Annotated in this window: 25 protein-coding genes and 2 rRNA genes (1 of these 27 cut by a window edge); 21 read left to right on the top strand and 6 right to left on the bottom strand. The window is 66.5% G+C overall.

Going from position 1 to position 25542, the window contains the following annotated elements:
- Nucleotides 1-7 precede the first annotated feature (7 nt).
- The 6 genes from ACG10_RS24750 (at nucleotide 8) to ACG10_RS13360 (ending at nucleotide 5555) form a co-directional block, all read left to right on the top strand.
- A complete protein-coding gene (locus ACG10_RS24750; protein WP_269768794.1) occupies nucleotides 8-130 on the top strand; it encodes a hypothetical protein in 123 nt (40 codons plus the stop codon).
- A 10-nt stretch (nucleotides 131-140) separates the two neighbouring features.
- The gene (locus tag ACG10_RS13340) at nucleotides 141-1661 is read left to right on the top strand and encodes a TolC family protein (RefSeq protein WP_089168590.1); all 1521 of its coding nucleotides are present in this window, start codon (nucleotides 141-143) and stop codon (nucleotides 1659-1661) included.
- Nucleotides 1654-2790: an HlyD family secretion protein gene (locus ACG10_RS13345; RefSeq protein WP_089168591.1), complete on the top strand. Its 1137-nt coding sequence runs from the start codon at nucleotides 1654-1656 to the stop codon at nucleotides 2788-2790. The genes ACG10_RS13340 and ACG10_RS13345 overlap by 8 nt, the downstream gene beginning before the upstream one ends.
- Nucleotides 2780-3820, top strand: a complete 1041-nt coding sequence (locus ACG10_RS13350; RefSeq protein WP_039803292.1) for a DUF2955 domain-containing protein — start codon at nucleotides 2780-2782, stop codon at nucleotides 3818-3820. The genes ACG10_RS13345 and ACG10_RS13350 overlap by 11 nt, the downstream gene beginning before the upstream one ends.
- A gap of 12 nt (nucleotides 3821-3832) precedes the next feature.
- Complete coding sequence (locus ACG10_RS13355) at nucleotides 3833-4276, top strand: potassium channel family protein (RefSeq protein WP_089168592.1); 444 nt, start codon at nucleotides 3833-3835, stop codon at nucleotides 4274-4276.
- Nucleotides 4277-4373: 97 nt separating this feature from the next.
- The gene (locus ACG10_RS13360) at nucleotides 4374-5555 is read left to right on the top strand and encodes an NYN domain-containing protein (RefSeq protein WP_089168593.1); all 1182 of its coding nucleotides are present in this window, start codon (nucleotides 4374-4376) and stop codon (nucleotides 5553-5555) included.
- 48 nt (nucleotides 5556-5603) lie between these two features.
- Here ACG10_RS13360 and dcd read toward each other — a convergent pair whose 3' ends face one another.
- Together dcd and ACG10_RS13370 are read right to left on the bottom strand one after the other, a co-directional pair.
- The gene (dcd, locus tag ACG10_RS13365; protein WP_039803288.1) at nucleotides 5604-6170 is read right to left on the bottom strand and encodes a dCTP deaminase; all 567 of its coding nucleotides are present in this window, start codon (nucleotides 6168-6170) and stop codon (nucleotides 5604-5606) included.
- A 74-nt stretch (nucleotides 6171-6244) separates the two neighbouring features.
- Nucleotides 6245-7147, bottom strand: coding sequence for a polyprenyl synthetase family protein (locus ACG10_RS13370; RefSeq protein WP_089168594.1), 903 nt, complete (start codon nucleotides 7145-7147; stop codon nucleotides 6245-6247).
- A gap of 142 nt (nucleotides 7148-7289) precedes the next feature.
- Between ACG10_RS13370 and fni the strand changes: the two genes are divergently transcribed.
- From fni to ACG10_RS13395, 5 genes are read left to right on the top strand one after another with little or no spacing between them, the layout of a single operon-like run.
- Nucleotides 7290-8333: a type 2 isopentenyl-diphosphate Delta-isomerase gene (fni, locus tag ACG10_RS13375; RefSeq protein ID WP_089168595.1), complete on the top strand. Its 1044-nt coding sequence runs from the start codon at nucleotides 7290-7292 to the stop codon at nucleotides 8331-8333.
- 16 nt (nucleotides 8334-8349) lie between these two features.
- The gene (locus ACG10_RS13380; protein WP_089168596.1) at nucleotides 8350-9633 is read left to right on the top strand and encodes a glycosyltransferase; all 1284 of its coding nucleotides are present in this window, start codon (nucleotides 8350-8352) and stop codon (nucleotides 9631-9633) included.
- A complete protein-coding gene (crtY, locus tag ACG10_RS13385) occupies nucleotides 9620-10789 on the top strand; it encodes a lycopene beta-cyclase CrtY (protein ID WP_089168597.1) in 1170 nt (389 codons plus the stop codon). Before ACG10_RS13380 ends, crtY begins: the two co-directional genes overlap by 14 nt.
- Nucleotide 10790: 1 nt before the next feature.
- The gene (locus ACG10_RS13390; protein WP_089168598.1) at nucleotides 10791-12281 is read left to right on the top strand and encodes a phytoene desaturase; all 1491 of its coding nucleotides are present in this window, start codon (nucleotides 10791-10793) and stop codon (nucleotides 12279-12281) included.
- Nucleotides 12278-13243, top strand: coding sequence for a phytoene/squalene synthase family protein (locus tag ACG10_RS13395; RefSeq protein WP_089168599.1), 966 nt, complete (start codon nucleotides 12278-12280; stop codon nucleotides 13241-13243). Before ACG10_RS13390 ends, ACG10_RS13395 begins: the two co-directional genes overlap by 4 nt.
- Here ACG10_RS13395 and ACG10_RS13400 read toward each other — a convergent pair.
- Together ACG10_RS13400 and apbC are read right to left on the bottom strand one after the other, a co-directional pair.
- Nucleotides 13158-13679 carry a sterol desaturase family protein gene (locus tag ACG10_RS13400; RefSeq protein WP_089168600.1) on the bottom strand — a complete coding sequence of 174 codons (522 nt, stop codon included), beginning with the start codon at nucleotides 13677-13679 and terminating at the stop codon, nucleotides 13158-13160. The genes ACG10_RS13395 and ACG10_RS13400 overlap by 86 nt on opposite strands.
- A gap of 65 nt (nucleotides 13680-13744) precedes the next feature.
- Nucleotides 13745-14839 (bottom strand): iron-sulfur cluster carrier protein ApbC, encoded by a 1095-nt coding sequence (gene apbC, locus ACG10_RS13405; protein ID WP_089168601.1) that lies wholly within the window; start codon nucleotides 14837-14839, stop codon nucleotides 13745-13747.
- 195 nt (nucleotides 14840-15034) lie between these two features.
- Here apbC and metG point away from each other — a divergent pair, with 195 nt between their 5' ends.
- The 10 genes from metG (at nucleotide 15035) to gloA (ending at nucleotide 24601) form a co-directional block, all read left to right on the top strand.
- A complete protein-coding gene (gene metG / locus ACG10_RS13410) occupies nucleotides 15035-17080 on the top strand; it encodes a methionine--tRNA ligase (RefSeq protein ID WP_089168602.1) in 2046 nt (681 codons plus the stop codon).
- Nucleotides 17081-17229: 149 nt separating this feature from the next.
- The gene (rsxA, locus tag ACG10_RS13415; RefSeq protein WP_039803267.1) at nucleotides 17230-17814 is read left to right on the top strand and encodes an electron transport complex subunit RsxA; all 585 of its coding nucleotides are present in this window, start codon (nucleotides 17230-17232) and stop codon (nucleotides 17812-17814) included.
- Nucleotides 17811-18374, top strand: coding sequence for an electron transport complex subunit RsxB (gene rsxB / locus ACG10_RS13420; RefSeq protein ID WP_089168603.1), 564 nt, complete (start codon nucleotides 17811-17813; stop codon nucleotides 18372-18374). Before rsxA ends, rsxB begins: the two co-directional genes overlap by 4 nt.
- Nucleotides 18371-20446, top strand: a complete 2076-nt coding sequence (gene rsxC / locus ACG10_RS13425) for an electron transport complex subunit RsxC (protein WP_089168604.1) — start codon at nucleotides 18371-18373, stop codon at nucleotides 20444-20446. Before rsxB ends, rsxC begins: the two co-directional genes overlap by 4 nt.
- 68 nt (nucleotides 20447-20514) lie before the next feature.
- Nucleotides 20515-21546: an RnfABCDGE type electron transport complex subunit D gene (locus ACG10_RS13430; RefSeq protein ID WP_089168605.1), complete on the top strand. Its 1032-nt coding sequence runs from the start codon at nucleotides 20515-20517 to the stop codon at nucleotides 21544-21546.
- A gap of 3 nt (nucleotides 21547-21549) precedes the next feature.
- The gene (gene rsxG / locus ACG10_RS13435; protein WP_169531339.1) at nucleotides 21550-22203 is read left to right on the top strand and encodes an electron transport complex subunit RsxG; all 654 of its coding nucleotides are present in this window, start codon (nucleotides 21550-21552) and stop codon (nucleotides 22201-22203) included.
- The gene (locus ACG10_RS13440) at nucleotides 22200-22913 is read left to right on the top strand and encodes an electron transport complex subunit E (RefSeq protein ID WP_089168606.1); all 714 of its coding nucleotides are present in this window, start codon (nucleotides 22200-22202) and stop codon (nucleotides 22911-22913) included. The genes rsxG and ACG10_RS13440 overlap by 4 nt, the downstream gene beginning before the upstream one ends.
- Before the next feature lie 26 nt (nucleotides 22914-22939).
- Entirely contained in the window at nucleotides 22940-23578 is a 639-nt protein-coding gene (gene nth, locus ACG10_RS13445) for an endonuclease III (protein WP_039803259.1), read from the top strand.
- A 104-nt stretch (nucleotides 23579-23682) separates the two neighbouring features.
- Entirely contained in the window at nucleotides 23683-23862 is a 180-nt protein-coding gene (locus ACG10_RS13450) for a PA3496 family putative envelope integrity protein (protein ID WP_039803257.1), read from the top strand.
- A 349-nt stretch (nucleotides 23863-24211) separates the two neighbouring features.
- A complete protein-coding gene (gene gloA, locus ACG10_RS13455; RefSeq protein ID WP_052263879.1) occupies nucleotides 24212-24601 on the top strand; it encodes a lactoylglutathione lyase in 390 nt (129 codons plus the stop codon).
- Nucleotides 24602-24803: 202 nt separating this feature from the next.
- Here gloA and rrf read toward each other — a convergent pair.
- Together rrf and ACG10_RS13465 are read right to left on the bottom strand one after the other, a co-directional pair.
- Nucleotides 24804-24919, bottom strand: a 5S ribosomal RNA gene (gene rrf / locus ACG10_RS13460).
- Between the two features lie 159 nt (nucleotides 24920-25078).
- Nucleotides 25079-25542: ribosomal RNA gene (locus ACG10_RS13465) — 23S ribosomal RNA — on the bottom strand (it continues 2428 nt past the right edge of the window).

Here is a 25542-nt window from a genome sequence, read left to right on the forward strand (position 1 = left end):
ACTCTCCATGTCGCCGAAAAGCTCCCTCAGCCAGCAACCTCGGAAAACCCTGCGCGCCGGCCGGACGATCAGGCCGCTGCCGGCGAAGGCGCGCGGCCGCATGCCGGACAGGCTCCAGCCGCTCGTCTGACCACCCCGCCATGCGGCCCCGGCTCGCCCCGCTCCCGCTGCTGGCGACCTGTGTCCTGGGCGGCTGCATCCGCCTGGGGCCGGACTTCCAGTCGCCCCGCGAGCCCTGGGTCGACCACTGGGACAGCGAGATGCTGGCCCAGGCCAGCGCCCTGCGCGTGCAGCCGGACAACCGTCAGTGGTGGACGGGCCTCGGCGACCCGCTGCTCGACCGGCTGATCGCCCATGCCGATGCGCACAATCCGGACCTGCGCATCGCCGGCCTGCGCATTCTCGAAGCCCGGGCGCAGCTCGGCATCGCCCTCAGCGGCCTCAGCCCCCAGCTGCGCCAGGTCACTGCCGAGGCGCTCTACCTCGACCGCCACCAGTACGGCGGCCGCTTTCCGCAGGACCGCCATGCCTGGCAGTACGACGCCGGCTTCAGCGTCGGCTGGGAACTCGACTTCTGGGGCCGCTACAGCCGCGCCATCGAGTCCGCCGACGCCGCCTACTTCGCCGCCCAGGCCAACTATCAGGACGTCCTCGTGCTGCTGCGCGCCCAGGTCGCGCAAACCTATTTCGCCCTGCGCACCGCCGAGGCCCGCCTGCGCATCGCCCGCGAAAACACCGAGCGGCAGAAGCGCAGCTTCGAGATCACCGAGCGCCTGTTCCTGAGCGGCAACAGCGACGAACTCGATCTGCAGCAGGCCAAGACCCAGTACCTCGGCACCCTGAGCACCGTGCCGGAGTTCGAGACCCTGGTGCGGCAGACCCGCAATGCCCTCTCGGTACTGATTGGCGTCCCCCCCAACACATTGCCGGAACTCGCCGTACACACGGGCCTGGTCCCCCTGCTCGACCGCGCCCTGCTCGACGACGTGCCCGCCAACCTGCTGCTGCGCCGTCCGGACGTGCGCGCCGCCGAACTGCAGGTGGCCGCGCAGTCGGCCCAGGTCGGCCTCGCCGAAACCGACCTCTACCCGTCCCTGAGCCTGCTGGGCGGCATCGGCTGGTCGGCCAGCTCGCTGGACGGCAGCTCGGACAGCCGCGATCTCATCGGCGGCCCCAGCCTGCTGTGGAACGTCTTCGACAACGGCCGCATGCGCAACAACGTGCGCGTCCAGGACGCCCGCCTGCAACAGCTGATCGAGGCCTACCGCGACCGGGTGCGCCAGGCTGCGCGCGAAGCCGACGACGCCGCCACCGGCCTGGTCAAGGCTCTGGAACGCGAGCGCACCCTGCGCGAGGCGGCGATCAGCGCCCAGCGCGCGCTGACCCTGGCCAGCGCGCAATACCGCGAGGGCTATACCGACTTCCAGCGCGTGCTGGACGCCCAGCGCGCCCTGCTGGCCCAGCAGGACAACTACCTGATCACCCGCAATGCCGCGATAAACAGCCTGATCGACCTCTACAAGGCCCTCGGCGGCGGCTGGTACAGCGAGCGGCCGCCCATCGATGCGGCCAGCCGCGAACAGATGGCCAAACGCACCGACTGGGGCGACCTGCTGGATGAGGTCAGTCCCCCTTCCGACAAGGCAGACAGCCATGACTGAACCCCCGCTGCCCCCCATCGAGACGCCCACGCCGCCGCCCGCCGCAGCACCCGAGCCGGCCGACCCCAGCCGCCGCGGCGTACGCTGGAGCCTCGTGCTGATCGTCCTCAGCCTGCTCTGGTATCTGTGCGCCGACCGCTATACCCCCTACACCCAGCAGGCCAGGGTGGAAGCCCTGGTGGTCGGGATCGCGCCCGAGGTGGCCGGCCGCGTGACCGGCGTCGCGGTGCGCAACAACCAGAGCGTGACAGCCGGACAGCTGCTCTTCGAACTGGACCCGGAGCCCTACCGGATCGCCGTCGAACGGGCGCGCGCCGAGCTGGAGAGCACGCGCCGGCAGGTCGGCGCCGGCACCGCCGGCATCGACGCCGCGCTGGCCGGGCTGCGTGCCGCGCAGGCCAACGAACTCAAGGCCCGGCAGGACAGCGAGCGCCTGGCGCGGCTCTACCGCGAGGACCCGGGCACCATCTCCCTGCGGCGCCTGGAGGTTGCCCAGGCGACCCTGGAACAGGCCGTCAGCCAGGTCGCCGCCGCCCGTGCCGAGGTCCAGCGTGCCCGCGAACAGGAAGGCGGCAGCGGCGCGGACAACGCCAAGCTGCGCAGCGCCGCCGCCGCCCTCGAGCAGGCCGAACGCGACCTGGCCAACACCCGGGTCCGCGCCAGCTCCGCAGGACTGATCACCGACCTGCGCGCCGAGGTCGGCCAGTACGCCGGCGCCGGCAATCCGGTGCTGACCCTGATCGCCATCGACGACCTGTGGATCAGCGCGGAAATGACCGAGAACAACCTGGGCCATCTCGAACCCGGCACGCCGGTGGCGATCGTCCTCGACGCCCTGCCCGGAGTCGTGTTCGAAGGGCACGTGCGCAGCATCGGCTTCGGCGTCAGCGTCGGCCAGGGCAGCCCGCCCGGCAGCCTGCCGACGGTGCAGAACAACCGCGACTGGCTGCGCGCCGCGCAGCGCTTCCCGGTGATCGTCGAGTTCGCGCCGGGCGAGCTGGCCGATCCCCGGGCGCTGCGCATCGGCGGCCAGGCCGAGGTGATGGCCTTCCCCAGCCCCGGCAATCCGCTCAATCCGCTCGGCCGCGCCTTCCTGCGCCTGATGAGCTGGCTGTCCTATGCCTACTGAAGCGCCCGCCCGCCGCCTCGATCCGCGCCCGCAGCGCGCCCTGCGCCTGGCCTTCGGCACGGCCGCCTGCCTGGCCACGAGCTTCGGCCTGGCCCTGCCGATCCCCTTCCTGCCGCCCGTGCTGACGCTATTCCTGCTGGCCATGCGCAACCAGCCGCTGTCCCTCAAGGCCAGTCTCGGCCTGGCCGTGCTGGCGGCCGTCACCACCGGCGGCGGCCTGCTGCTGATTCCGCTGCTGCGCTACTACCCGGCCAGCGGCGTGCTGCTGGTCGCGCTGTGCCTGTTCCTCTGCTTCGGCTATGCGCTGCGCGGCGGCAACAACCTGGTGTCGACCTTCCTGATCATCGGCCTGACCCTGGTCTCCGCCACCGGCGCCAGCGCCTTCGCCATCGCCCTGACGGTCATCGAGGCGCTGGTCAAGGGGCTGCTGCTGACCAGCCTCTGCGTGGCCCTGGGTCACTGGCTGTTTCCCGAACCCAGCGGACTCGCCGAGCCGCCCGTCCGCCCGCCACCCGACCCGCGGCAGACCGCCTGGATCGCCCTGCGCGCGACCCTGGTGGTGATCCCGGCCTTCCTGCTCGCCCTGATCGATCCGGGCAGCTATGTGCCGCTGGTGATGAAGGCGGTGAGCCTCGGCCAGCAGGTGTGCGTCACCAGTGCCCGCGACGCCGGCCGCGAGCTGCTCGGCTCGACCCTGCTGGGCGGCCTGCTGGCGGTGTGTTTCTGGTCGGCGCTGAGTCTTTTCCCGCACCTGTGGATGTTCTTCCTGTGGACGCTGCTGTTCGTCCTGCTGCTGGCGCGCCGCCTCTACCGCCTGACGGACAACCGGCAGACGCCGGGCTTCTGGCTGAACGGCGCCGCCACCCTGATCATCCTGCTCGGCCAGTCGGTACAGGACAGCGCGGCCGGCAAGGACGTCTACACCGCCTTCGCCGTACGCATGGGGCTGTTCATCGCCGTCACCCTGTATGCCTGCGCGGCAGTCCGGCTGATCGACCGGCGGCGTCTGCGCCCGCTCCCCGCCGCCTGAAAGGAGTTCGCCATGCTGCTCAATCTGCTAGCCGGTATCCCCGTCATGCTGGTCTGCCTGCTGTTCCAGGCGATCTTCGTGGGCATCTGCCTGCGCCGCTATGTGCGTTTCCGCCAGGACCACGAGGTATTCGGCAGGTCATTGCAGCAGATCGCCCTGCTCGCCCTGGTGATGCTGCTGGCGATGTTCGGCAACCTCCTGCAGATGGCCGCCTGGGCCGGGCTGTTCGTGCTGCTCGGCGAGTTCGCCGACTTTTCCACCGCGCTGTATCACTCGGCGGTGAACTTCGCCACCCTGGGCTACGGCGACATCGTCATGTCCGAGCGCTGGCGCCTGCTCGGCGCGCTGGAGGCGGCCAACGGCATCCTCATGTTCGGCGTTTCCACCGCGATGATGACCGCGGCGCTGACCGACCTGATCCGGCACGGCCGGGACAAGCCGCCCGGGTCGCCGTGAACTCCCCGGCAGGTGACGGCAGGCGCCCGGGCAGTGGATACTCCCGCCCTGGCCAGGACGCCTGCCTTCCCCCTGTCTCCATTACAAGAAAAGCATCATGGATCGATCGAAAATCGCACTGTTCATCGACGTGGAAAACCTGACGCACTGGCTGAAGAACAACGGCCCGGACCTGCTGATCACCGAACTCAGCGCCATCGGCCAGCTGATCGTGCGGCGCGCCTACGGGAACTGGGGCAACCCCTGCGTGCAGGGCTTCCAGAGCGAACTCAACCGGCTCGGTTTCGAGCTGATCCACAACTTCCATCCGGTCAGCAAGAAGAACTCCTCCGACATTCAACTGACCATCGACGTGATCGACTACGCCCACAACCTGCCGGGCATCCAGTGGTTCGTCCTGGCGACCGGGGACTCGGACTTCTCGCCGCTGTTCCGCAAGCTGCGCGAGATGGGCAAGGAGGTGATCGGCGTCGGCCCGCGCTCGCCGCTCAGCGAGAGCGTGAAGACCTCCTGTTCGAAGTACCTCTACACCGGCACCGAGCACACGGCCAGCAAGAAGGAGCTGCGCTCGAACACCGACGACGCCATGGATCTGGCCGAGAAGATCCTCAGGGCCGCCGACCAGACGCTGCCGCTCTCCACCCTGAAGAACGGCATGCTCAGCGTCGACAGCGCCTTCAACGAGCGCGATCTCGGCTATCGCTCGTTCATCGACTTCCTCAAGGCGATCGACTCGATCGAGGTCGCCCAGGACGGCAAGAACAAGTCCTGGACCGCGACCCTGAAGGGCAGCGACCCGGCCGGCGAGGCCCGCGAAGAGAACCTCCAGGACTCCCTGGTGAGAAGCTACGAAAGACTGCTCCGGAAGAAACAGTGGCGCCTCACGTCCAGCAAGGCCCTGAACGAGGTCTATCAACTCGCCCGCCAACATCCCCAGCAGAGCAAGGAGCGGATCACCGAGGAGGCCCGCAAGCACAGCCAGATGCTCACCAGCGTCGAAATCAACAAGGCGCTGATCATCCTGGTCCGCTCGAAGGTGCTCCGGGTCAGCGGCTTCAGCGACGCCGGGGAAAAGCTGTGGAGCATAGATCCCGAGCTGAACCTCGCGCGCACCGTGGATGCGGCCATGCTTTCCCGGCTGTTCTCAGCCTGCCGGGAAAACGGCACGAAGATCGAAAAGGCCGCACTGCGCGACCTGCTCTACGGAAAATACGACAACAATGCGCTCGAACAGCTCATCGAACAGGCGTCGGCCCTGCAGGAAAAGGCCGAGGCCTGAGTCGATGAGGAAGGGCTGCCCACGGACGTCATGCGCTCACGCGGGCGATCAGGCCTTGGGCAGGGTGACCCCGGTCTGTCCCTGGTACTTGCCGCCGCGATCCTTGTAGGACACCTCGCAGGGCTCGTCGGACTCGAGGAAGAGCATCTGCGCCACGCCCTCGTTGGCATAGATCTTCGCCGGCAGGGTGGTGGTGTTGGAGAACTCCAGGGTCACGTGGCCTTCCCATTCGGGCTCCAGCGGGGTGACGTTGACGATGATCCCGCAGCGCGCGTAGGTGCTCTTGCCCAGGCAGATGGTCAGCACGTTGCGCGGGATGCGGAAGTACTCGACGGTGCGCGCCAGGGCGAAGGAGTTCGGCGGGATGATGCAGACGTCGCCCTTGACGTCGACGAAGCTCCGCTCATCGAAGTTCTTCGGATCGACGGTGGCCGAGTGGATGTTGGTGAACACCTTGAATTCGTCGGCGCAGCGCACGTCGTAGCCGTAGCTGGACACGCCGTAGGAGATCACCCGGTCGGCATCCGCACCGCGCACCTGGCGCTCGACGAAGGGCTCGATCATGCCGTGCTCGAGGGCCATGCGGCGAATCCACTTGTCCGATTTGATGGTCATGACGGCAGTCCTGCAAAAAATGAGGTGCGCATGTTAACGGCTGTCCCAGCGCCTTCAAAGCGCCAGCCGCCAGTCTAGTACAGACGCGGAAACAGCAGGCAGAGGAGCCGCAGGAGCAGGCAATCCGGCCCGTACACGCTGCTCAGCAGGGTATCGATGCGCTGCACGTGCCCATGCAGACGCTGCCTAGCCGCCTCCTGCCCGAGCAGGGCGACCAGGGTCGACTTGCCGGCATCCTTGCCCGGGTCCTTGCACAGCGGCGCATCCGACGCGCCGTCGCACAGGTCGTCGTACAGCTGGAAGGCCTGTCCCAGCTCGAGCGCCGCCTCGCGCAGGGTCATGCGCACGTCATCGCGGGCATGTGCGACCTGCGCCGCCATCTCCAGGGCCGCGGCGAACAGCGCCCCGGTCTTCAGGTGATTGGTCTCGGCGATCTCGCCGACCCGGCGCGGCCAGCCCCCTTCGCGCAGATCCTGATACTGGCCGCGCACCAGCCCCTGCGCCCCCACCGCGTCGGCAAGCACGCCGACCAGCCGGGCACGCAGCAACGACGGCAGCTCGGACGCACTGGAAATCACCTTGAAGGCCTGGCCGAGCAGCGCCACCGCCGTCAGCACGGCGATATCCTCGCCGAAGCGCAGATGCACGGTCGGCAAGCCCCGGCGCAGACGCGCATCGTCCATGCAGGGCATGTCGTCGAGCACCAGGGAGGCGGCATGGACCATCTCCAGCGCGCACCCCAGGTCCAGCAGCGGCGCCTCGCGGGCGCCCAACTGGCCCCCTGCTAGCACCACTATCAGCGGACGCACGCGCTTGCCGGGCGAGAGCAGCGCAGCCTTCATCGCCGCGCCGATCAGGTCGTTCTCATCTGCAGAAGCAGACAGCAGACGCGCCAGGCGCCGGTCGATCCGCCCACGCAGCGCGCCGAGGTAGTCGGCGAAGGTGTCACCTTGGGGTGGCACAAGTGAGATTGCCATGGGGTCCAGAAACTCCGTTTTCTGAAAAGGCGGGCGGAAGAAAGAATGCTAAAATTCTTGTACATATTTCCATTTCTGTACAATCCTGACGGACAGATTTCCCGACCTCCGCAGTCCCCCTCCACCGAACCAGGGAACAGCGATGGCAGAAGACGAACTGGCGGCGCGCAAGAACGACCATCTGGATATCGTCCTCGACCCGGCCCGGACCAAGCGGCACGGCAATACCGGCTTCGCCGCCTTTGCTTTCGAGCATTGCGCGCTCCCGGAGTTGCACCTGCAGCAGATCGATCTGGGCACTAGCTTCCTCGGTCGCACCTTGCGTGCGCCGCTGCTGATCAGCTCCATGACCGGCGGTCCCGCACGGGCCGCGACCATCAACCGGCATCTGGCCGAAGCGGCACAGGCGCTCGGCATCGCCCTGGGCGTCGGCTCCCAGCGTATCGCCCTGGAAACCGGCGCCGACCATGGCCTGACCCGGCAACTGCGCCAACTGGCTCCGGACGTGCCGCTGCTGGCCAATATCGGCGCGGCGCAGCTGGCTGCCGGCTTCGGCCTGGAGGAAGCACGGCGGGCGGTGGACATGCTCGAGGCCGATGCCCTGATCGTGCATCTGAATCCACTGCAGGAAGCCGTGCAGCCGGAAGGCGACCGCGACTGGCGCGGCGTGCTCAGCGCCATCGGCCGGCTCACCGCCCGCCTCGACGTGCCGCTGGTGGTCAAGGAGGTCGGTGCCGGCATCAGCGCCCCGGTCGCGCGGCGCCTGATCGAAGCCGGCGTAGCGGTGATCGACGTCGCCGGCGCCGGCGGCACCAACTGGGTCACGGTCGAGGCGCAGCGGGCGCGCACCCCGGCCCGGAAGCAGGTCGCGCTGGCCTTCGCCGACTGGGGCATCCCCACCGCCGAGGCGCTGCGCGAGGTGCGCCAGGCGTGCCCGGGGACGCCGTTGATCGCCTCGGGCGGGATACGCGACGGCGTGGATGTGGCCAAGGCGATCCGCCTGGGCGCCGATCTGGCCGGGCAGGCCGCTGCCGCGCTGCCCGGCGCGCTGCACTCCAGCGAGGCGGTGATCGAGCATTTCAACGTGATCATCGAGCAGTTGCGCATCGCCTGCTTCTGCACCGGCTCGGCGGACCTGGCGGCCCTGCGCCTGGCGCGCATACGGCAGGTAGCGCCGCCGCACTAGGAGCCGGAGTTCAAGGATGAGCCACTTCGCCGTCATCGCACCCCCTTTCGCCGGCCATTTCTGGGCACTGGAAGCATTGGCCGAATGCCTGATCATGCGCGGGCACCGGGTCACCTTCGTCCAGCAGGAGGATGCCCGCGCCCTGCTGCGCCAGCCGCAGGTTGAATTCGCCGCCCTCGGCCAGGCCTCGCATCCGCCCGGCTCGCTCGCCACGGTCATCGCCCATGCCGGGCATCCCGGCGCCCCGTTCGGCCTGCGCCGGGTGATCCAGGACATGGCCCGCGGCACCGACATGCTCTGCCGCGAAGGACCACAGCTGCTGCGCGCGCTCGGCGTCGAGGCGCTGATCGCCGACCAGATGGAGGCCGCTGGCGGGCTGCTCGCCGAATACCTGGGCCTGCCCTGGGTTTCGGTGGCCTGCGCCCTGCCGGTCAATCGCGAGCCGCGCCTGCCGCTGCCGGTGATGCCCTGGGGCTATGCCGTCTCACCCTTCGGCGAGCATCTCAACCGCAGCAGCAGCCGGGTCTACGACTACCTGATGCGGCCCCATGGGAGGATCATCGCCAGACATGCCGAGGCCTTCGGCCTGCCGCCGCGCGACAGCCTGCACCAGTGCCTGTCGCCCTTCGCCCAGATCAGCCAGACCCTCGCCGGCTTCGACTTTCCGCGCCAGGAGGCCCCGGCGCACTTCCACCCGGTCGGCCCGCTGCGCTCACCGAATCAGGGCACGGCGCCGCTGGACCTGCCAGTCGCCCCTGGACGGCCGTTCGTCTTCGCTTCGCTCGGCACCCTGCAGGGCGGCCGTTTCGGCCTGTTTCGGCGTATGGCCGCAGCCTGTCACGACCTGGATCTGCAACTCCTGCTGGCGCACTGCGGCCGATTGGACCCCGGCCAGGTACGCGCACTGCACGCGGCGGGCGCCACCTGGGTGACCGACTTCGCCCCTCAATGCGCGGCCCTGGCCCAAGCCGATGTGGCGATCACCCATGCCGGACTGAACACCGTGCTCGATGCCCTGGTCGCCGGCACGCCGATGCTCGCCCTGCCGATCGCCTTCGATCAGCCAGCGATCGCCGCCCGGGTGGTGTATGCCGGCGCCGGGCTGCGCGCCTCACCGCTGCTGGCCCGGCGCAGCACGCTGCGTCGCCTGCTGCGCCGGCTGCTGGACGAGCCGGCCTTCGCCGAGCATGCCGCCCGGATCGGGAGCGAGGCCAGGCAGGCGGGCGGTGCCGAGCGCGCCGCCGACATCGTCGAGGCGGTGCTGAAAAGCGGCCGGCCGGTTCTCCATGCCGCGGCCTGACTACGACCTCATCCTGGTCGGCGGCGGCCTGGCCAACGGCCTGATCGCCTGGCGCCTGGCCGAGCTGCGCCCGGCGCTGCGCCTGCTGCTGCTGGAGCAGGGCCCGGTGCTCGGCGGCAATCACACCTGGTCGTTCCATCAGGATGATCTGACCCCGCAACAGCACGCCTGGCTGGCGCCGCTGGTGAGTCACCGCTGGCCCGGTTACGAAGTGCGCTTTCCCGAGCGACGGCGCATCCTGCACGGCGGTTATGCGTCGATCACCTCCGCGCACTTCGACGCCCAGCTGTGTGCACGCCTCGTCGGTCAGGTGCAGCTGGGCAACAAGGTGCGCAGCCTGAATCCGCAACGGGTGGAGCTGGCGGACGGCAGCAGCCTCGGTGCCCGCGCGGTGATCGACGGCCGCGGCCCGCGCTCCAGTCCGCACCTGGCGCTCGGCTACCAGAAATTCCTCGGCCGCGAGGTGCGCCTGACGGCGCCGCACGGGCTGGACATGCCGGTGCTGATGGACGCCGGCGTCGCCCAGCGCGAAGGCTACCGGTTCGTCTACCTGCTGCCCTTCGGCCCCGACCGCCTGCTGATCGAGGACACCTACTACGCCGACGGCGAGACTCTGGCCCCCGCAGCCCTGCGCGCACGGATCGACGAGTACACCGCGCAGCATGGCTGGCGCATCGTGGAGGTGCTGCGCGAGGAACAGGGCGTGTTGCCGATCATCCTCAGCGGCGATCTCGAGGGCTTCTGCCGGGAAATGGGCGCCCAGCCGTGCAGCGGTCTGGCCGCCGGCCTGTTTCACGCCACCACCGGCTATTCGCTGCCGCATGCGGTGCGCCTGGCCGAGCACATCGCCGCCCTGCCGCAGCTCGACGCCGCCAGTCTGGCTACAGAAATCCAGGCGACCCTGCGCGCCGAGTGGCGCCGCCAGGGGTTCTTCCGCCTGCTCAACCGCATGCTGTTCCTCGCCGGCGCGCCGGAAGACCGCTGGCGGGTCATGCAGCGCTTCTACGGCCTGCCGGAGGCTCTGATCCGGCACTTCTACGCCGGCCGTCTGCATGCCGGCGACAAACTGCGCATCCTCGCCGGCAAGCCGCCGGTGCCCCTCGACCAGGCGCTGCGGGCGGCGCTGGCCGGGGACCTGCATCGACAAGGGAGTTGAAATGAGCACGGGGAAACACGCCGTGGTGATCGGCGCCGGCTTCGGCGGCCTGGCTCTGGCCATCCGCCTGCAGGCCGCCGGGATCCAGACCACGCTCCTGGAGAAGCGCGACAAGCCGGGCGGCCGCGCCTACGTCTACGAGGACCAGGGCTTCGTCTTCGATGCCGGTCCCACGGTGATCACCGATCCCTCGGCGCTGGAGGAGTTATTTACCTTGAGCGGCCGGCGCCTGGCCGACTACGTCGAGCTGCTGCCGGTCAGCCCCTTCTACCGGCTGTGCTGGGAGGACGGCAGCCGCTTCGACTACGTCAACGACCAGGCCCTGCTGGACAGCCAGATCCGGGCGCGCAATCCGGCGGACGTCGACGGCTACCGGCGCTTTCTCGATTACTCCCGGGCGGTATTCGAAGCCGGTTACCTGAAGCTCGGCAGCGTGCCCTTCCTGACCTTCGAGCGCATGGTCATGGCCGCGCCGCAGCTGGTCCGGCTGCGGGCCTGGCGCAGCGTGTACGGGATGGTGTCGTCCTTCATCGCGGACGACCAGCTGCGTCAGGCCTTCTCCTTCCATTCGCTGCTGGTCGGCGGCAATCCCTTCGCCACCTCCTCGATCTATGCGCTGATCCACGCCCTCGAGCGGCGCTGGGGCGTGTGGTTCCCCCGCGGCGGCACCGGCGCCCTGGTGCGCGCCATGGTGCAACTGTTCGAGGAACTCGGCGGGCGACTAGAGCTGAACGCGCCGGTGGCGCACCTGGCCGCCGAGGGCAAGCGCCTGAACGCGGTGATCTGCGCCGATGGCCGGCGTTTCTCGGCCGATGCCGTCGCCTCCAACGCCGACGTCGTGCACACCTACCGCGAACTGCTCGGTCAGCACGAGCGCGGCCGCCGGGAGGGCCGGCGGCTCGCGGGCAAGCGCTTCAGCATGTCGCTGTTCGTCGTCTACTTCGGCCTGAAGCGCCAGCACGCGCATCTGCAGCACCACACGGTGTGCTTCGGCCCGCGCTATCGCGGCCTGATCGAGGAAATCTTCAAGGGCACGGCCCTGCCCGAGGACTTTTCCCTCTACCTGCACGCGCCCTGCGTCACCGACCCCTCGCTGGCGCCGCCAGGCTGCTCCGGCTTCTACGTGCTGGCGCCGGTGCCGCATCTGGGACGCGCCGCCATCGACTGGACGCAGGAAGGGCCGCGCTACCGCGACCGCATCCTCGCCTACCTGGAGCGCCACTACATCCCGGACCTGCGCCAGGACCTGGTGGCCTGCCGCACCTTCACCCCGCTGGATTTTCGCGACGAGCTGAACGCTCACCTGGGCTCGGCCTTTTCCCTGGAACCCACCCTGACCCAGAGCGCCTGGTTCCGTCCGCACAACCGCGACGACGAGATCGCCAACCTCTACATCGTCGGCGCCGGCACCCACCCGGGCGCCGGCCTGCCCGGGGTGGTCGGCTCGGCCAAGGCCACTGCAGGATTGATGATCGAGGAGCTGACTGGATGAGCGACGCCCTACTCGAACACGCCAGCCGGAGCATCGCCGCAGGCTCGAAGAGCTTCGCCGCCGCCGCCCGGCTGTTCGATGCATCGACCCGGCGCAGCACAGTGCTGCTCTATGCCTGGTGCCGGCATTGCGACGATGTGATCGACGGCCAGTCCCACGGCTTCGGCAACGGACTGCCCGGTGCCGATCCGGCCTGTCTCGCCCAGCTCGAGGAGGCCACCCGCCGCGTCTGCGCCGGCGAGCCCCCCGCCAGCCCCGCCTTCGCCGCGCTGCAGGAGGTGGTCCGCCGGCACGGCATTCCCGAGCGCTACCCGCTCGATCACCTGGCCGGCTTTCGCATGGACGTGGAAGGCCGGCGCTACCACAGCTTCGCCGACACCCTGGACTACTGCTACCACGTCGCCGGGGTGGTCGGCGTGATGATGGCGCTGGTCATGGGCGCGCGCGACGAGGACACCCTGGATCGCGCCTGCGACCTGGGCCTGGCCTTCCAGCTGACCAACATCGCCCGCGACATCCTCGACGACCACGCCAGCGGCCGCCTCTATCTGCCGGCGCAGTGGCTGGACGAGGCCGGCATACCGCCCGAGGCACTGAGCGCCCCCCGGTACCGCCCGGCGCTGGCACATCTGGCCGGGCGCCTGGTAAATGCAGCCGAGCCCTACTACGCCTCGGCGCTCGGCGGATTGGCGACTCTGCCGCCGCGTTCGGCCTGGGCCGTCGCCACGGCGCGGGCGGTCTATCGGCAGATCGGGATCAGGGTGAAGACGGCCGGCCCCGCCGCCTGGGACTCGCGCCTGGCCACGAGCAGGGCGGACAAGCTGCGTCTGGCCTTCGTCGGCGGCCTGCAGGCGCTGGTCTCGCGCCTCGGCCGTCCTAGCCCTCGGCCTGCGGGCCTGTGGACCCGGGCGCGGCCGGACCTTGCAACGGCCCGCCATGCAGGCGTCGCAGCTGCGCCCTGAGGATGTCCAGCCTGGGCGCATACAGGAAGCCGAAGGAGACACAGCCGTCGCGTCCCGGCACCGCATGGTGCAGCCGGTGCGCCTGGTACAGCCGCTTGAGATAGCCCTTGCGCGGCACGTAGCGCAGCCCCCAGCGCCGGTGCACCAGACCGTCGTGGGCGAGAAAGTAGAGAAGGCCGTAGAGGGTCATGCCGGCGCCGATCCACTGCAGCGGCCAGAGGCCGGCGGTGCCCAGGGCGATCAGCAGGATGGCAAGGCCAGCGAACACCAGCGCATAGAGATCGTTCTTCTCGAACGGGCCGTGGCGTGGCTCGTGGTGCGAGCGGTGCCAGCCCCAGCCCCAGCCGTGCATCACGTACTTGTGCGAGACCCAGGCCACCGCCTCCATCAGGACGACGGTGGCGAGCACGATGAGGGTGTCGAGCAGCAGGCGCATGGCGGACCTTCGGCAGTGGAGGTGCCTTCAGTCTAGAAGACGCCGGCTGCGGACAATCCCGGACTTCAATCCTCGCTGATCACGATCTTCGGCATCGACTGGGCGATGATCTGCCCGCTCTGGGCGATGCGCGCGCCGACGGTGCGGGCCATCTGCTGGTAGATCAGGCTGACCGGGCTGCCCGGGTCGGCGATCACCGTCGGCCGGCCGGCATCGGCCTGGCTGCGGATGTCCATGGACAGCGGCAGGGAGGCGAGCAGCTCGACGTTGTACTGCGCCGCCAGCTTCTCGCCGCCGCCCTCGCCGAACAGGTGCTCGGCATGCCCGCAGTTGGAGCAGATGTGCACGGCCATGTTCTCCACCACGCCGAGCACCGGGATGTTCACCTTGCGGAACATCTCCACGCCCTTTTTGGCGTCCAGCAGGGCCAGGTCCTGCGGCGTGGTGACGATCACCGCGCCGGCCACCGGCACCTTCTGCGCCAGGGTCAACTGGATATCGCCGGTACCGGGCGGCATGTCCACCACCAGGTAGTCGAGGTCGTCCCAGTCGGTCTGGGTGGCCAGTTGCAGGAGCGCGCCGGAAACCACCGGCCCGCGCCAGACCATCGGCGTGTTGTCGTCGGTGAGGAAGGCCATGGACATCAGCTGCACGCCGTGGGCCTGCAGCGGCACGAAGGCCTTCTGGTCGCGGACCTGCGGACGGGTGCCCTCGGGAATGCCGAACATGATGCCCTGGCTGGGGCCGTAGATGTCCGCATCCAGCATGCCGACCCGCGCGCCCTCGCGAACCAGGGCCAGGGCCAGGTTGGCGGCGGTGGTGGACTTGCCCACCCCGCCCTTGCCGGAGGCCACGGCGATGACGTTCTTCACCCCATGCAGTCCCTGCACCTGCCCCAGCGCCTGATGCGGAGCGATCGTGCAGTCCACCTGCACCCGGGCCTCGCGCACGCCGTCGAGATTCCTCAGGCCGGCCTCGAGCAGTTGCGCCCAGCCGTCCTTGAACAGCCCGGCGGCATAGCCGAGTTCCAGACGCACGCTGACCTGGCCATCCTGGATGGCGATGTCGCGGACGCAGCCGGCGCTGACCGGGTCCTGGTTGAGATGCGGGTCGAGGTACTGACGCAGCGCGGTTTCCACCGCTTCGCGGGTGACGGACATGGGGTGCTCCCGAAAAAGACCGAGTAAAACAGATGGCCATGATAGCCGAGGTCGGCCCGGGCGCCATGCCCAGGCGGCAGGCGCGACGAAAGACGCCTGCCCGCCGGCTTTCGCATGGCACCCCTGCGGGTGAAAAAAAACCGCCGCGGCTTTACACTCGCGGACTTTCCTTCCGCAATTCCGACCGCACAGACCATGTCCGAAGCTCGCCAGATCCTTGTCACCAGCGCCCTGCCCTACGCCAACGGCTCCATCCACCTGGGACACATGCTCGAGTACATCCAGACCGACATCTGGGTGCGCTTCCAGAAGCAGCGCGGCAACCAGTGCGTGTACGTCTGCGCCGACGACGCCCACGGCTCGGCGATCATGCTGCGCGCGGAGAAGGAAGGCATCACCCCGGAACAGCTGATCGCCTATGTGCAGGCCGAGCACAGTGCCGACTTCGCCGACTTCCTGGTCGACTTCGACAACTTCCACTCGACCCACGCCGAGGAGAACCGCGCGCTGGCCGAGCTGATCTACACCCGCCTGCGCGACGCCGGACACATCGCCACCCGCTCGGTAACCCAGTACTTCGACCCGGACAAGGGCATGTTCCTCGCCGACCGCTTCATCAAGGGCACCTGCCCGAAGTGCGGCGCCGAGGACCAGTACGGCGACAACTGCGAGAAGTGCGGCGCCACCTACGAGCCCACCGAGCTGAAGGACCCGCGCTCGGCGATCTCCGGCGCTACCCCGGTGCTCAAGGACTCCAAGCACTTCTTCTTCAAGCTGCCGGACTTCGAGGCGATGCTGAAGGAGTGGACCCGCAGCGGCAGCCTGCAGGATGCGGTGGCGAACAAGATCGCCGAATGGCTGGACGGCGGCCTGCAGGAGTGGGACATCTCCCGCGATGCGCCCTACTTCGGCTTCGAGATTCCCGGCGAACCGGGCAAGTACTTCTACGTCTGGCTGGACGCGCCGATCGGCTACATGGCCAGCTTCAAGAACCTCTGCGCGCGCCGTCCGGAGCTGGACTTCGACGCCGTCTGGCAGAAGGATTCCAAGGCCGAGCTGTACCACTTCATCGGCAAGGACATCGTCAACTTCCACACCCTGTTCTGGCCGGCGATGCTCGAAGGCGCCGGCTACCGCAAGCCGACGCAGGTTTGCGTGCACGGCTACCTGACCGTCAACGGCCAGAAGATGTCCAAGTCGCGCGGCACCTTCATCAAGGCGCGCACCTACCTGGACCACCTGAATCCCGAGTACCTGCGCTACTACTACGCCAGCAAGCTGTCGCGCGGCGTGGACGACCTCGACCTCAACCTCGAGGACTTCGTGCAGAAGGTCAATTCGGATCTCGTGGGTAAAGTGGTCAATATCGCCAGCCGCTGCGCCGGCTTCATCCACAAGGGCAACAATGGGGTGATGGTCGACGCCAACCCCGAGCCGGAGCTGTGGGACGCCTTCCAGGCCGCCGCTCCGGCCATCGCCGAGGCCTATGAGCACCGCGACTTCAGCCGCGCCATGCGCGAGATCATGGCCCTGGCCGACCGCGCCAACGCCTGGATCGCCGACAAGGCGCCCTGGGCACTGAACAAGGTCGAGGGCAAGCAGGCCGAGGTCCAGGAAATCTGCGCCTTCGGCGTCAACCTGTTCCGCCAGCTGGTGATCTTCCTCAAGCCGGTGCTGCCGAACCTCTCCGCTGCCGCCGAGAGCTTCCTCAACGTCGCCCCGCTGACCTGGCAGGACCACGCGCTGCGCCTGGCCAACCACTCGCTGAACCCGTTCACCCCGCTGATGACCCGTATCGAACCCGCGAAGATTGACGCCATGATCGAAGCCTCGAAGGAAGACCTCGCCGCCCAGAGCACCGAAGCCGCCGCCCCGCAGGGCAACGGTGAACTGGCCAAGGAGCCGCTGGCCGCGGAAATCAACTTCGACGCTTTTGCGGCGGTGGATCTGCGCATCGCCCTGATCGAGAAGTGCGAGCTCGTCGAGGGCGCCGACAAGCTGCTGCGCCTGACCCTGGACATCGGCGACGCCAAGCGCAACGTGTTCTCCGGCATCAAGAGCGCCTACCCGGACCCGAGCCAGCTGGAAGGCCGCCTGACCCTCTATGTCGCCAACCTGGCGCCGCGCAAGATGAAGTTCGGCCTGTCCGAAGGCATGGTGCTGGCCGCCGGCCCTGGCGGCAGCGAAATTTTCCTGCTCAGCCCGGACGCCGGCGCCAAACCCGGTCAGCGCGTGCACTGAGGCCCGCGCCGGGGTGGAGAGTTTTCCACCCCGGCCCCGCGTTCCAGAAGCCTTCGCCGGACAACCCTCGCGGTTGTCCGTCCTGGCATCTTCCCGGATAATGGACACCTTTTCTCCCCGACTCCAGCTCGCACCACGGTGCCCCCGCGATGACCGAACTCGTCCTGATCCTGGTTGGCGCCATCCTGGTCAACAACTTCGTGCTGGTGCAGTTCCTCGGCCTCTGCCCGTTCATGGGCGTGTCGAAGCGGATCGAGACCGCCATCGGCCTCGCCCTGGCCACCACCTTCGTGCTGACCCTGACGGCCATGTGCAGCTACCTGCTGCAGCAGTACGTGCTCGAGCCGCTGGAGCTGGACTACCTGCGCACCATCGCCTTCATCCTGGTGATCGCCGTGGTGGTGCAGTTCACCGAGATGCTGGTGAACAAGACCAGCCCGCTGCTCTACCGCGTGCTCGGCATCTTCCTGCCGTTGATCACCACCAACTGCATCGTCCTCGGCGTGGCCCTGCTCAACGCCAACAAGGCCGGCTTCGGCTTCCTCGAGTCCGGCATCAACGGCTTCGGTGCCGGTCTCGGCTTTTCCCTGGTGCTGGTGCTGTTCGCCGCCCTGCGTGAGCGCATCGCCATCGCCGACGTGCCCAAACCCTTCAAGGGCGCCGCCATCGGCCTGGTCACCGCCGGCCTGATGTCCCTGGCCTTCATGGGCTTTTCCGGATTGATCAAGCCATGAGTGCCGTTTTCGCCCTGCTCCTGCTGTGCCTGGTCTGCGGTGCCATTCTCGGTTACGCGGCGGTGCGCTTTCGCGTCGAGGGCAACCCCATCGCCGAGCAGGTCGACGCGCTGCTGCCGCAGACCCAGTGCGGACAGTGCGGCTACCCCGGCTGCAAGCCCTACGCCGAGGCCATCGCCGCCGGCGACAAGATCAACAAGTGCCCGCCCGGTGGCGAGGCGACCATCCAGGCTCTGGCCGAGTTGCTGGACCTCGAGCCCGAGCCGCTGGATGCCGCCGAAGGCGAGAAACCGCAGATGGTCGCGCGCATCCGCGAGGCCGAATGCATCGGCTGCACCAAGTGTCTGCAGGCCTGCCCGGTGGACGCCATCGTCGGCGCCGCCAAGCAGATGCACACGGTGATCGCCATCGAATGCACCGGCTGCGATCTTTGCGTCGAGCCCTGCCCGGTGGACTGCATCGAGATGGTCCCGGTCGCGGGCACCCTGCAACACTGGAAATGGGATCTGCCCCTGCCTCCCGGCCGGCTGATCGCCAGCGATCGGGAGCGGACGGCATGAGTGAAGTGAAGCTCTGGGATTTCCATGGCGGCATCCATCCGCCGGAGCGCAAGGCGCTCTCCAACCGCACGCCGATCCAGCCGGCGCCGTTGCCCGCCCGCCTGGTCCTGCCGCTCGGCCAGCATATCGGCACGCCAGCCGAGCCGATCGTCGCGGTCGGCGAGCGGGTTCTCAAGGGCCAGCCGATCGCCGCCGCCAGCGGACGGCTCAGCGCTCCGTTGCACGCACCGACCTCCGGCACGGTGGGCTTCATCGGTTTGCAACCCTATCCCCATGTTTCCGGCATGCTCGCGCCGGCCATCGTGATCGACAGCGACGGTCTGGACGAGTGGACCACACTGGAACCCTGTGCCGACTACCGCAGCCTGGAGCCGGCGCTACTGCTGGAGAGGATCCGCCTGGCCGGCATCAGCGGTCTAGGCGGCGCCGGCTTTCCCACCGCGATGAAGCTGACGGCACGCCCGCAGGAAAAGATCCACACGCTGATCATCAATGGCGCCGAGTGCGAACCCTATATCACCGCCGACGACCGGCTGATGCGCGAAAGGGCTGCCGAGCTGGTCGTCGGCATCGAGATCCTCGCCTGGCTGATCCGGCCCGAACAGGTGCTGATCGGTATCGAGGACAACAAGCCCGAGGCCATCGACGCAATGCGGACAGCCATCGGCGAGCGGCCGTTCGGCCTGCGGGTATTGCCGACCAAGTATCCGTCCGGCGGCGAGAAGCAGCTGGTCGAGATTCTGACCGGCCAGCAGGTGCCGAGCGGCGGTCTGCCGGCGGACATCGGCATGCTCTGCCAGAACGTCGGTACCTGTGCCGCCATCCATGACGCGGTGCTCCTGGGCCGCCCGCTGATCTCGCGCATCGTCACCTTGACCGGCGAGGCCCTGGCCCGGCCGATGAACGTCGAGGCCCTGCTCGGCACGCCGGTCGGCGAGCTGCTGGCCTTCGCCGGGCTGGACGAGACGCGCATGGACCGGTTGATCATGGGCGGTCCGATGATGGGCCTCACCCTGCCTTCGCTCGACGTGCCGCTGGTCAAGACCGGCAACTGCCTGCTGGCGCCGACCCGCAGCGAACTGCCGCCTCCGCCAGCGGCGCTGCCGTGCATCCGCTGCGGCGCCTGCGCCGACGTCTGCCCGGCCAGCCTGCTGCCGCAACAGCTGCATTTCTTCACCCTCGGCCAGGAGCACGAACAGCTCAAGGCATACAACCTGTTCGACTGCATCGAATGCGGCGCCTGCGCCTACGTCTGCCCCTCCAGCCTGTCGCTGGTGCAGTATTACCGCGCAGCCAAGGCGGAAATCCGCGAACTGGAGCAGAAGCACCACAAGGCCGAGCACTCCCGACGGCGTTTCGAGCTGCGCCAGGAGCGTCTGCGCAAGGCCGAGGAGCAGAAGGAAGCCGAACGCCAGGCCCGCGCCGAAAAGGCCGCGCGGACCAAGGCGGTGCAGGCGGAAAGCTCATCGGTGCCCCATCAGGAAGTTCTGCCGGCCAACCCGGCGGCCGGGCTCTCCGATCACCAGAAAAGGCTGAAGATCGAGGCGAGCATGGCCCAGGTTGCCCTGAAAAAGGCCGAAAAGCAGCTCGCCGCCCATGTTACGGCAGAGCTGGAAGCCCAGGTGGCCGAGCTGCGCGCAGCCGCCGAAGCGGCGCAGAAAGCCCTGGCGGCCGCCACGGCAGCCGCTCCGGCCGCAGCGCCGGCGGGCGCCGATGCGGCGCTGAAGAAAGCCAAGATCGAACTGGCGATGAAGCGTGCCGAACTGAAAAAGGCCGAGAAAGCCGACGCCGACGAAACCGAACTGACGCGGCTGCGCGAAGCCCTGGCCGGCGCCGAGCGGAACCTGCATGCCGCCGAGGAAGCCTCGGACAAGCCTGCGCCGCAGCTGGTGCGCACCGACAAGCGTCCGCTGGACGAAAAGTTGCGGGCCCTGAAGACCGAGCTCGCCTTCGCCCGTGCCGACCTGCGCAAGCTGGAGCGCGACGAGGCTGCCGATCCGCCTGCGCTGGAGTCGGCACGGGCGCGTCTGGCCGAAGCCGAACGGCGGCTGGCGGAACACCAAAGCGAATAAACCGGCTGCGGCGTCCATCCAGCGAGCCGGATCGCCGCGCCCCAAGGCAAGTACACAACGGAGCGCCAATGGCCCTGCCCCGCATCACTTCGCCCCATGCCACAGGCAGCAACCGTACCCGTCAGATCATGCAACTGGTGCTGCTCGCCACCCTGCCTGGAGTCTTGGCGCTGACCTGGCTATATGGCTTCGGCACCCTGATCAACCTGCTCTGGGCGAGCGCCGCAGCGCTCGCTTTCGAGGCGGCCGCTCTGCACCTCCGGCAGCGTCCGGTCGGCTTCTTTCTCAACGACTGCAGCGCCCTGCTCACGGCCGTGCTGCTGGCTCTGGCCCTGCCGCCCTACTCGCCCTGGTGGCTGACCCTGACGGCCTGCGGCTTCGCCATCCTGTTCGGCAAGCACGTCTATGGCGGGCTGGGACAGAATCCCTTCAACCCGGCGATGGTCGGCTATGTAGTGGTGCTGATTTCCTTTCCGGTGGAAATGACCGCCTGGCCGGCGCCCCATGCCGTCGGTTCGCTTGAAGGCCTCCAGCAGATCCTCGGCATCGCCGCCCTGCCCGATGGCTGGAGCCAGGCCACAGCCCTGGATGTGCTGAAGACCAATCGGAGCCTGACCATGGAGGAGCTCTGGGCGCAGAACCCGGCATTCGGCTACCTGGGGGGCCGGGGAGCGGAATGGGTCAACCTGGCCTTCCTCGCCGGCGGGCTGTTCCTGCTCCGGCGCCGCCTGTTCGGCTGGCACGCGCCGGTCGGCATGCTCGGCGCGCTGTTCGTCATGAGCGTGCTGTTCTGGAACGGCTCGGGCTCCGACTCCAACGGCTCGCCGCTGTTTCACCTGCTGAGCGGTGCGACCATGCTGGGTGCCTTCTTCATCGTCACCGACCCGGTGAGCGGCGCGACCAGCAACCAAGGGCGGCTGATCTTCGGGATTGGCGTCGGCATCCTCGTCTACGTGATCCGCGTCTGGGGCGGTTATCCGGACGCGGTGGCCTTCGCCGTGCTGCTGATGAACCTGGCCGCGCCGACCATCGACTACTTCAGCCGTCCGCGCACCTATGGGCATCGCAAGGCGGAACGCGGCTTCAAGGTGGGAGACTGAACCATGCCCATGCCTGAAATCGGCCGCTCGATGTTGAAGAACAGTCTGGTATTGGGGCTGTTCGCGGTGGTTACGGTCGGCGGTGTCACACTGCTCCAATGGGGTACGGCCGACCGGATCCAGGCCGCCGAACGCCAGGCCCAGAGCCGCGCCCTGGGCGAGATTCTCCCGGCCGGCAGCTACGACAACGATCTGCTCGCCAGCAGCATCCTGCTCGATGAGCCGCAGCTCGGCCATCGTGGACCGCAACCGGCCCATCTCGCCCGCAAGGATGGACAGACCACCGCAGTGATCCTCCGGGCCACTGCGCCTGATGGCTACAGTGGTGCTATCCACCTGCTGATCGGTATCCAGGCCGACGGTCGGCTGGCTGGAGTACGGGTCATCGGCCACCGGGAAACCCCCGGCCTAGGGGATCGGATCGAACTGGCCAAGGCCCCCTGGATCCGCAATTTCGAGGGTAAATCCCTTGAGAACCCCGATGAATCCGGATGGGCCGTGAAGAAGGACGGCGGGGATTTTGACCAGTTCTCCGGGGCTACTGTCACGCCGCGGGCCGTGGTCAAGGCAGTCCATCAGGCCTTGCAGTATTTCCAGGCCAACAAGGCGACACTTTTGAACGCACAGCTCTCCGAGCGGCAAGGGAGTAAACCATGAGCAATCCCAGCTACCGTGAACTGAGCGTCAACGGACTCTGGAAGAACAATCCGGCGCTGGTGCAACTGCTCGGGCTCTGCCCACTGCTCGGTGTAAGCAACTCGACCGTCAACGCCTTGGGACTCGGGCTGGCCACGGTGCTGGTGCTGGGCTGCTCCAACGTGGCCGTATCGCTGGTGCGCAGTGTGGTGAATACCGCGGTGCGCCTGCCGGTCTTCGTGATGATCATCGCCGCACTGACCACCTGCATCGAACTTCTGATGCAGGCCTTCACCTACGAGCTCTACCAGATCCTCGGCATCTTCATTCCGCTGATCACCACCAACTGCGTGATCCTCGGTCGAGCCGACGGTTTTGCCGCCAAGCATTCTCCCCTGCTGGCCGGCTTCGACGGCTTGATGATGGGGCTGGGCTTTGCCGCTGTGCTGGTCGTGCTGGGAGGGTTGCGCGAACTGTTCGGCACTGGTGGACTGTTCGCCAACATGCATCTGCTGTTCGGCCCGGCGGCAACCGATTGGCACATCGTGCTGATCGACGACTACAAGGGGTTTCTGCTGGCCATACTGCCGCCCGGAGCCTTTATCGTACTCGGCCTTCTGATTGCACTGAAGAATCGGATCGATGAACATCGTGCCGAGCGGGCCAAGGCCATGCAACCACAAGCTCCCGTAGCCAACCGCCGCGTGCGGGTAACCGGAGCGATCGAGTAAATCCCCAGCCTGAAATCCGCCCAACCATGAACGCTGCCAAACGCCGGGAAATCTTTCGTCGCCTCCAGGAAGACAACCCCACTCCGACCACGGAACTGGTCTACAATACACCATTCGAACTGCTGATCGCAGTGATTCTCTCTGCTCAAGCCACTGACGTCGGGGTGAACAAGGCCACCGCCAAGCTCTTTCCAGTGGCCAACACTCCGGAAGCCATCTTCGCTCTGGGCGTTACGGGACTGAGCGAGTACATCAAGAGCATCGGCCTGTTCAACAGCAAAGCCAAAAACATCATCGAGACCTGTCGCATCCTCGTCGAGAAGCACAACAGTCAGGTTCCGGACAATCGGGAAGCCCTGGAAGCGCTGCCAGGGGTCGGCCGCAAGACAGCCAATGTGGTACTCAACACGGCTTTCCGGCATTTCACCATGGCAGTGGATACGCACATCTTTCGGGTCAGCAACCGCACCCACATTGCGCCCGGCAAGAATGTACTGGAGGTCGAGCGCAAGCTGATCAAACTGGTGCCCAAGGAGTATCTGCTGGACGCCCACCACTGGCTGATCCTGCATGGTCGTTATGTCTGCAAGGCCCGCAAGCCGCTATGCGGCAGCTGCCGCATTGAAGATCTGTGCGAGTACAAGCACAAGACATCCGACGATTAACCTTTCTTTGCAATCGCCGCAGATCAATTGAAAAAATCTTTTTTACCCTCATAGACTTTGCCGCTATAAGAGGCGCCATAGCGCCCGTAGCCTGGAGTGAACGTATGGCCACCGACAAAGCCGATATTGAGCTCGATGAAGATTTTGCTGCCGAGGAAGCAGACGATACTGGAGCCGAAGTTGAAGTTGCCAAGACCAATCTGACCAAGCGCCGGATCATAGACAACTACCTCGAAGAGCGCCGCTTGCAAAAAGACCTTGCCGACTACGACTTTGATATATAAATGCGAGCCTTTTCTTGAGGCTTAATTTATAGCCGGACTGGAGGCAGGCGAATGTAGCTGCAGCCGCCTACCTCAGCTTAACTCTGACATTACCACTTGCTATAAAAAGCTCATATTTGGAAGCGCCATTGCGCCCGTGGGATCGAAGTGATCCCCCTCTCTTCCATACCCAGCTAGGTAGTGGCCTTACATGAAAATGGCCCGTGCCTCTCCTTCTTGCTTGCCTTGGCTATCAAGGGCGTAAGCACAAGCATTTGCCAATGCATCAAATATAATACTCATGATTTGCCTCTTTGGCACACTTCTTTCTAGAATCCTCTCTGACACTCCACTCACACAAGGATTAAACATGCGTCTTCTACATACCATGATTCGCGTAACCAATTTGGATAAGTCGATCGACTTCTACACCCGTGTTCTGGGCATGAGCCTTCTTAGAAGACATGACTATCCTGATGGGAAATTCACTTTAGCCTTCGTTGGATATGGAAAAGAAGAGGAAAATGCAGTCATTGAATTGACCTATAACTGGGGCGTTGATAAATATGAGATGGGTACTGCTTTTGGTCATATTGCCATAGCTGTCGATGACGCCTACAAGGCTTGCGAGGATATCAAGCAAAATGGCGGAAACGTAATCAGAGAGGCAGGCCCTATGAACCATGGGACGACAATCATTGCTTTTGTGTCTGATCCAGACGGCTACAAGATTGAGCTTATTCAAGAGAGCCATGCATAAATAAGGTAATCCCCGACTAAGTCGGGGGATTACCTTATTTATGCATGATGTTGGCGTTGATGCCGTGGATCGGCGCCGGGTTGACGGCACGACCGCCTGTCTCGGCGGAATCAGATAGATGATATAGCCGGAGGCTCACAGCTAGCTTTGTGAGACAGCAAAAACCCCCGAGCCATGGCTGGCTCGGGGGTTTGCAATGGGCGCTTGACGATGACCTACTCTCGCATGGGGAAACCCCACACTACCATCGGCGATGCGTCGTTTCACTGCTGAGTTCGGGATGGGATCAGGTGGTTCCAACGCTCTATGGTCGTCAAGCAATTCGGTTGGGATGTCGCATTGCGGCGCCATCCCGAATCGGGCATGTGATGTCTGTGTCTCGGTGGCTTTGCGGTTCAGCCGGATTTTCGGTTTAGTCGGCTTCGACCTCACCCGCTGTGCCGATCCTTCCGGTCGGCCAGATTGTTTGGGTGTTATATGGTCAAGCCTCACGGGCAATTAGTATGGGTTAGCTCAACGCCTCACAACGCTTACACACCCCACCTATCAACGTCGTAGTCTTCGACGGCCCTTCAGGGAGCTCGAGGCTCCAGTGAGATCTCATCTTGAGGCAAGTTTCCCGCTTAGATGCTTTCAGCGGTTATCTTTTCCGAACATAGCTACCCGGCAGTGCCACTGGCGTGACAACCGGAACACCAGAGGTTCGTCCAACCCGGTCCTCTCGTACTAAGGTCAGCCCCTCTCAAATCTCAAACGTCCACGGCAGATAGGGACCGAACTGTCTCACGACGTTCTAAACCCAGCTCGCGTACCACTTTAAATGGCGAACAGCCATACCCTTGGGACCGGCTTCAGCCCCAGGATGTGATGAGCCGACATCGAGGTGCCAAACACCGCCGTCGATATGAACTCTTGGGCGGTATCAGCCTGTTATCCCCGGA

The sequence above is a fragment of the Azotobacter chroococcum genome, from assembly GCF_002220155.1.
GTDB classification, from domain to species: Bacteria; Pseudomonadota; Gammaproteobacteria; order Pseudomonadales; family Pseudomonadaceae; genus Azotobacter; species Azotobacter chroococcum.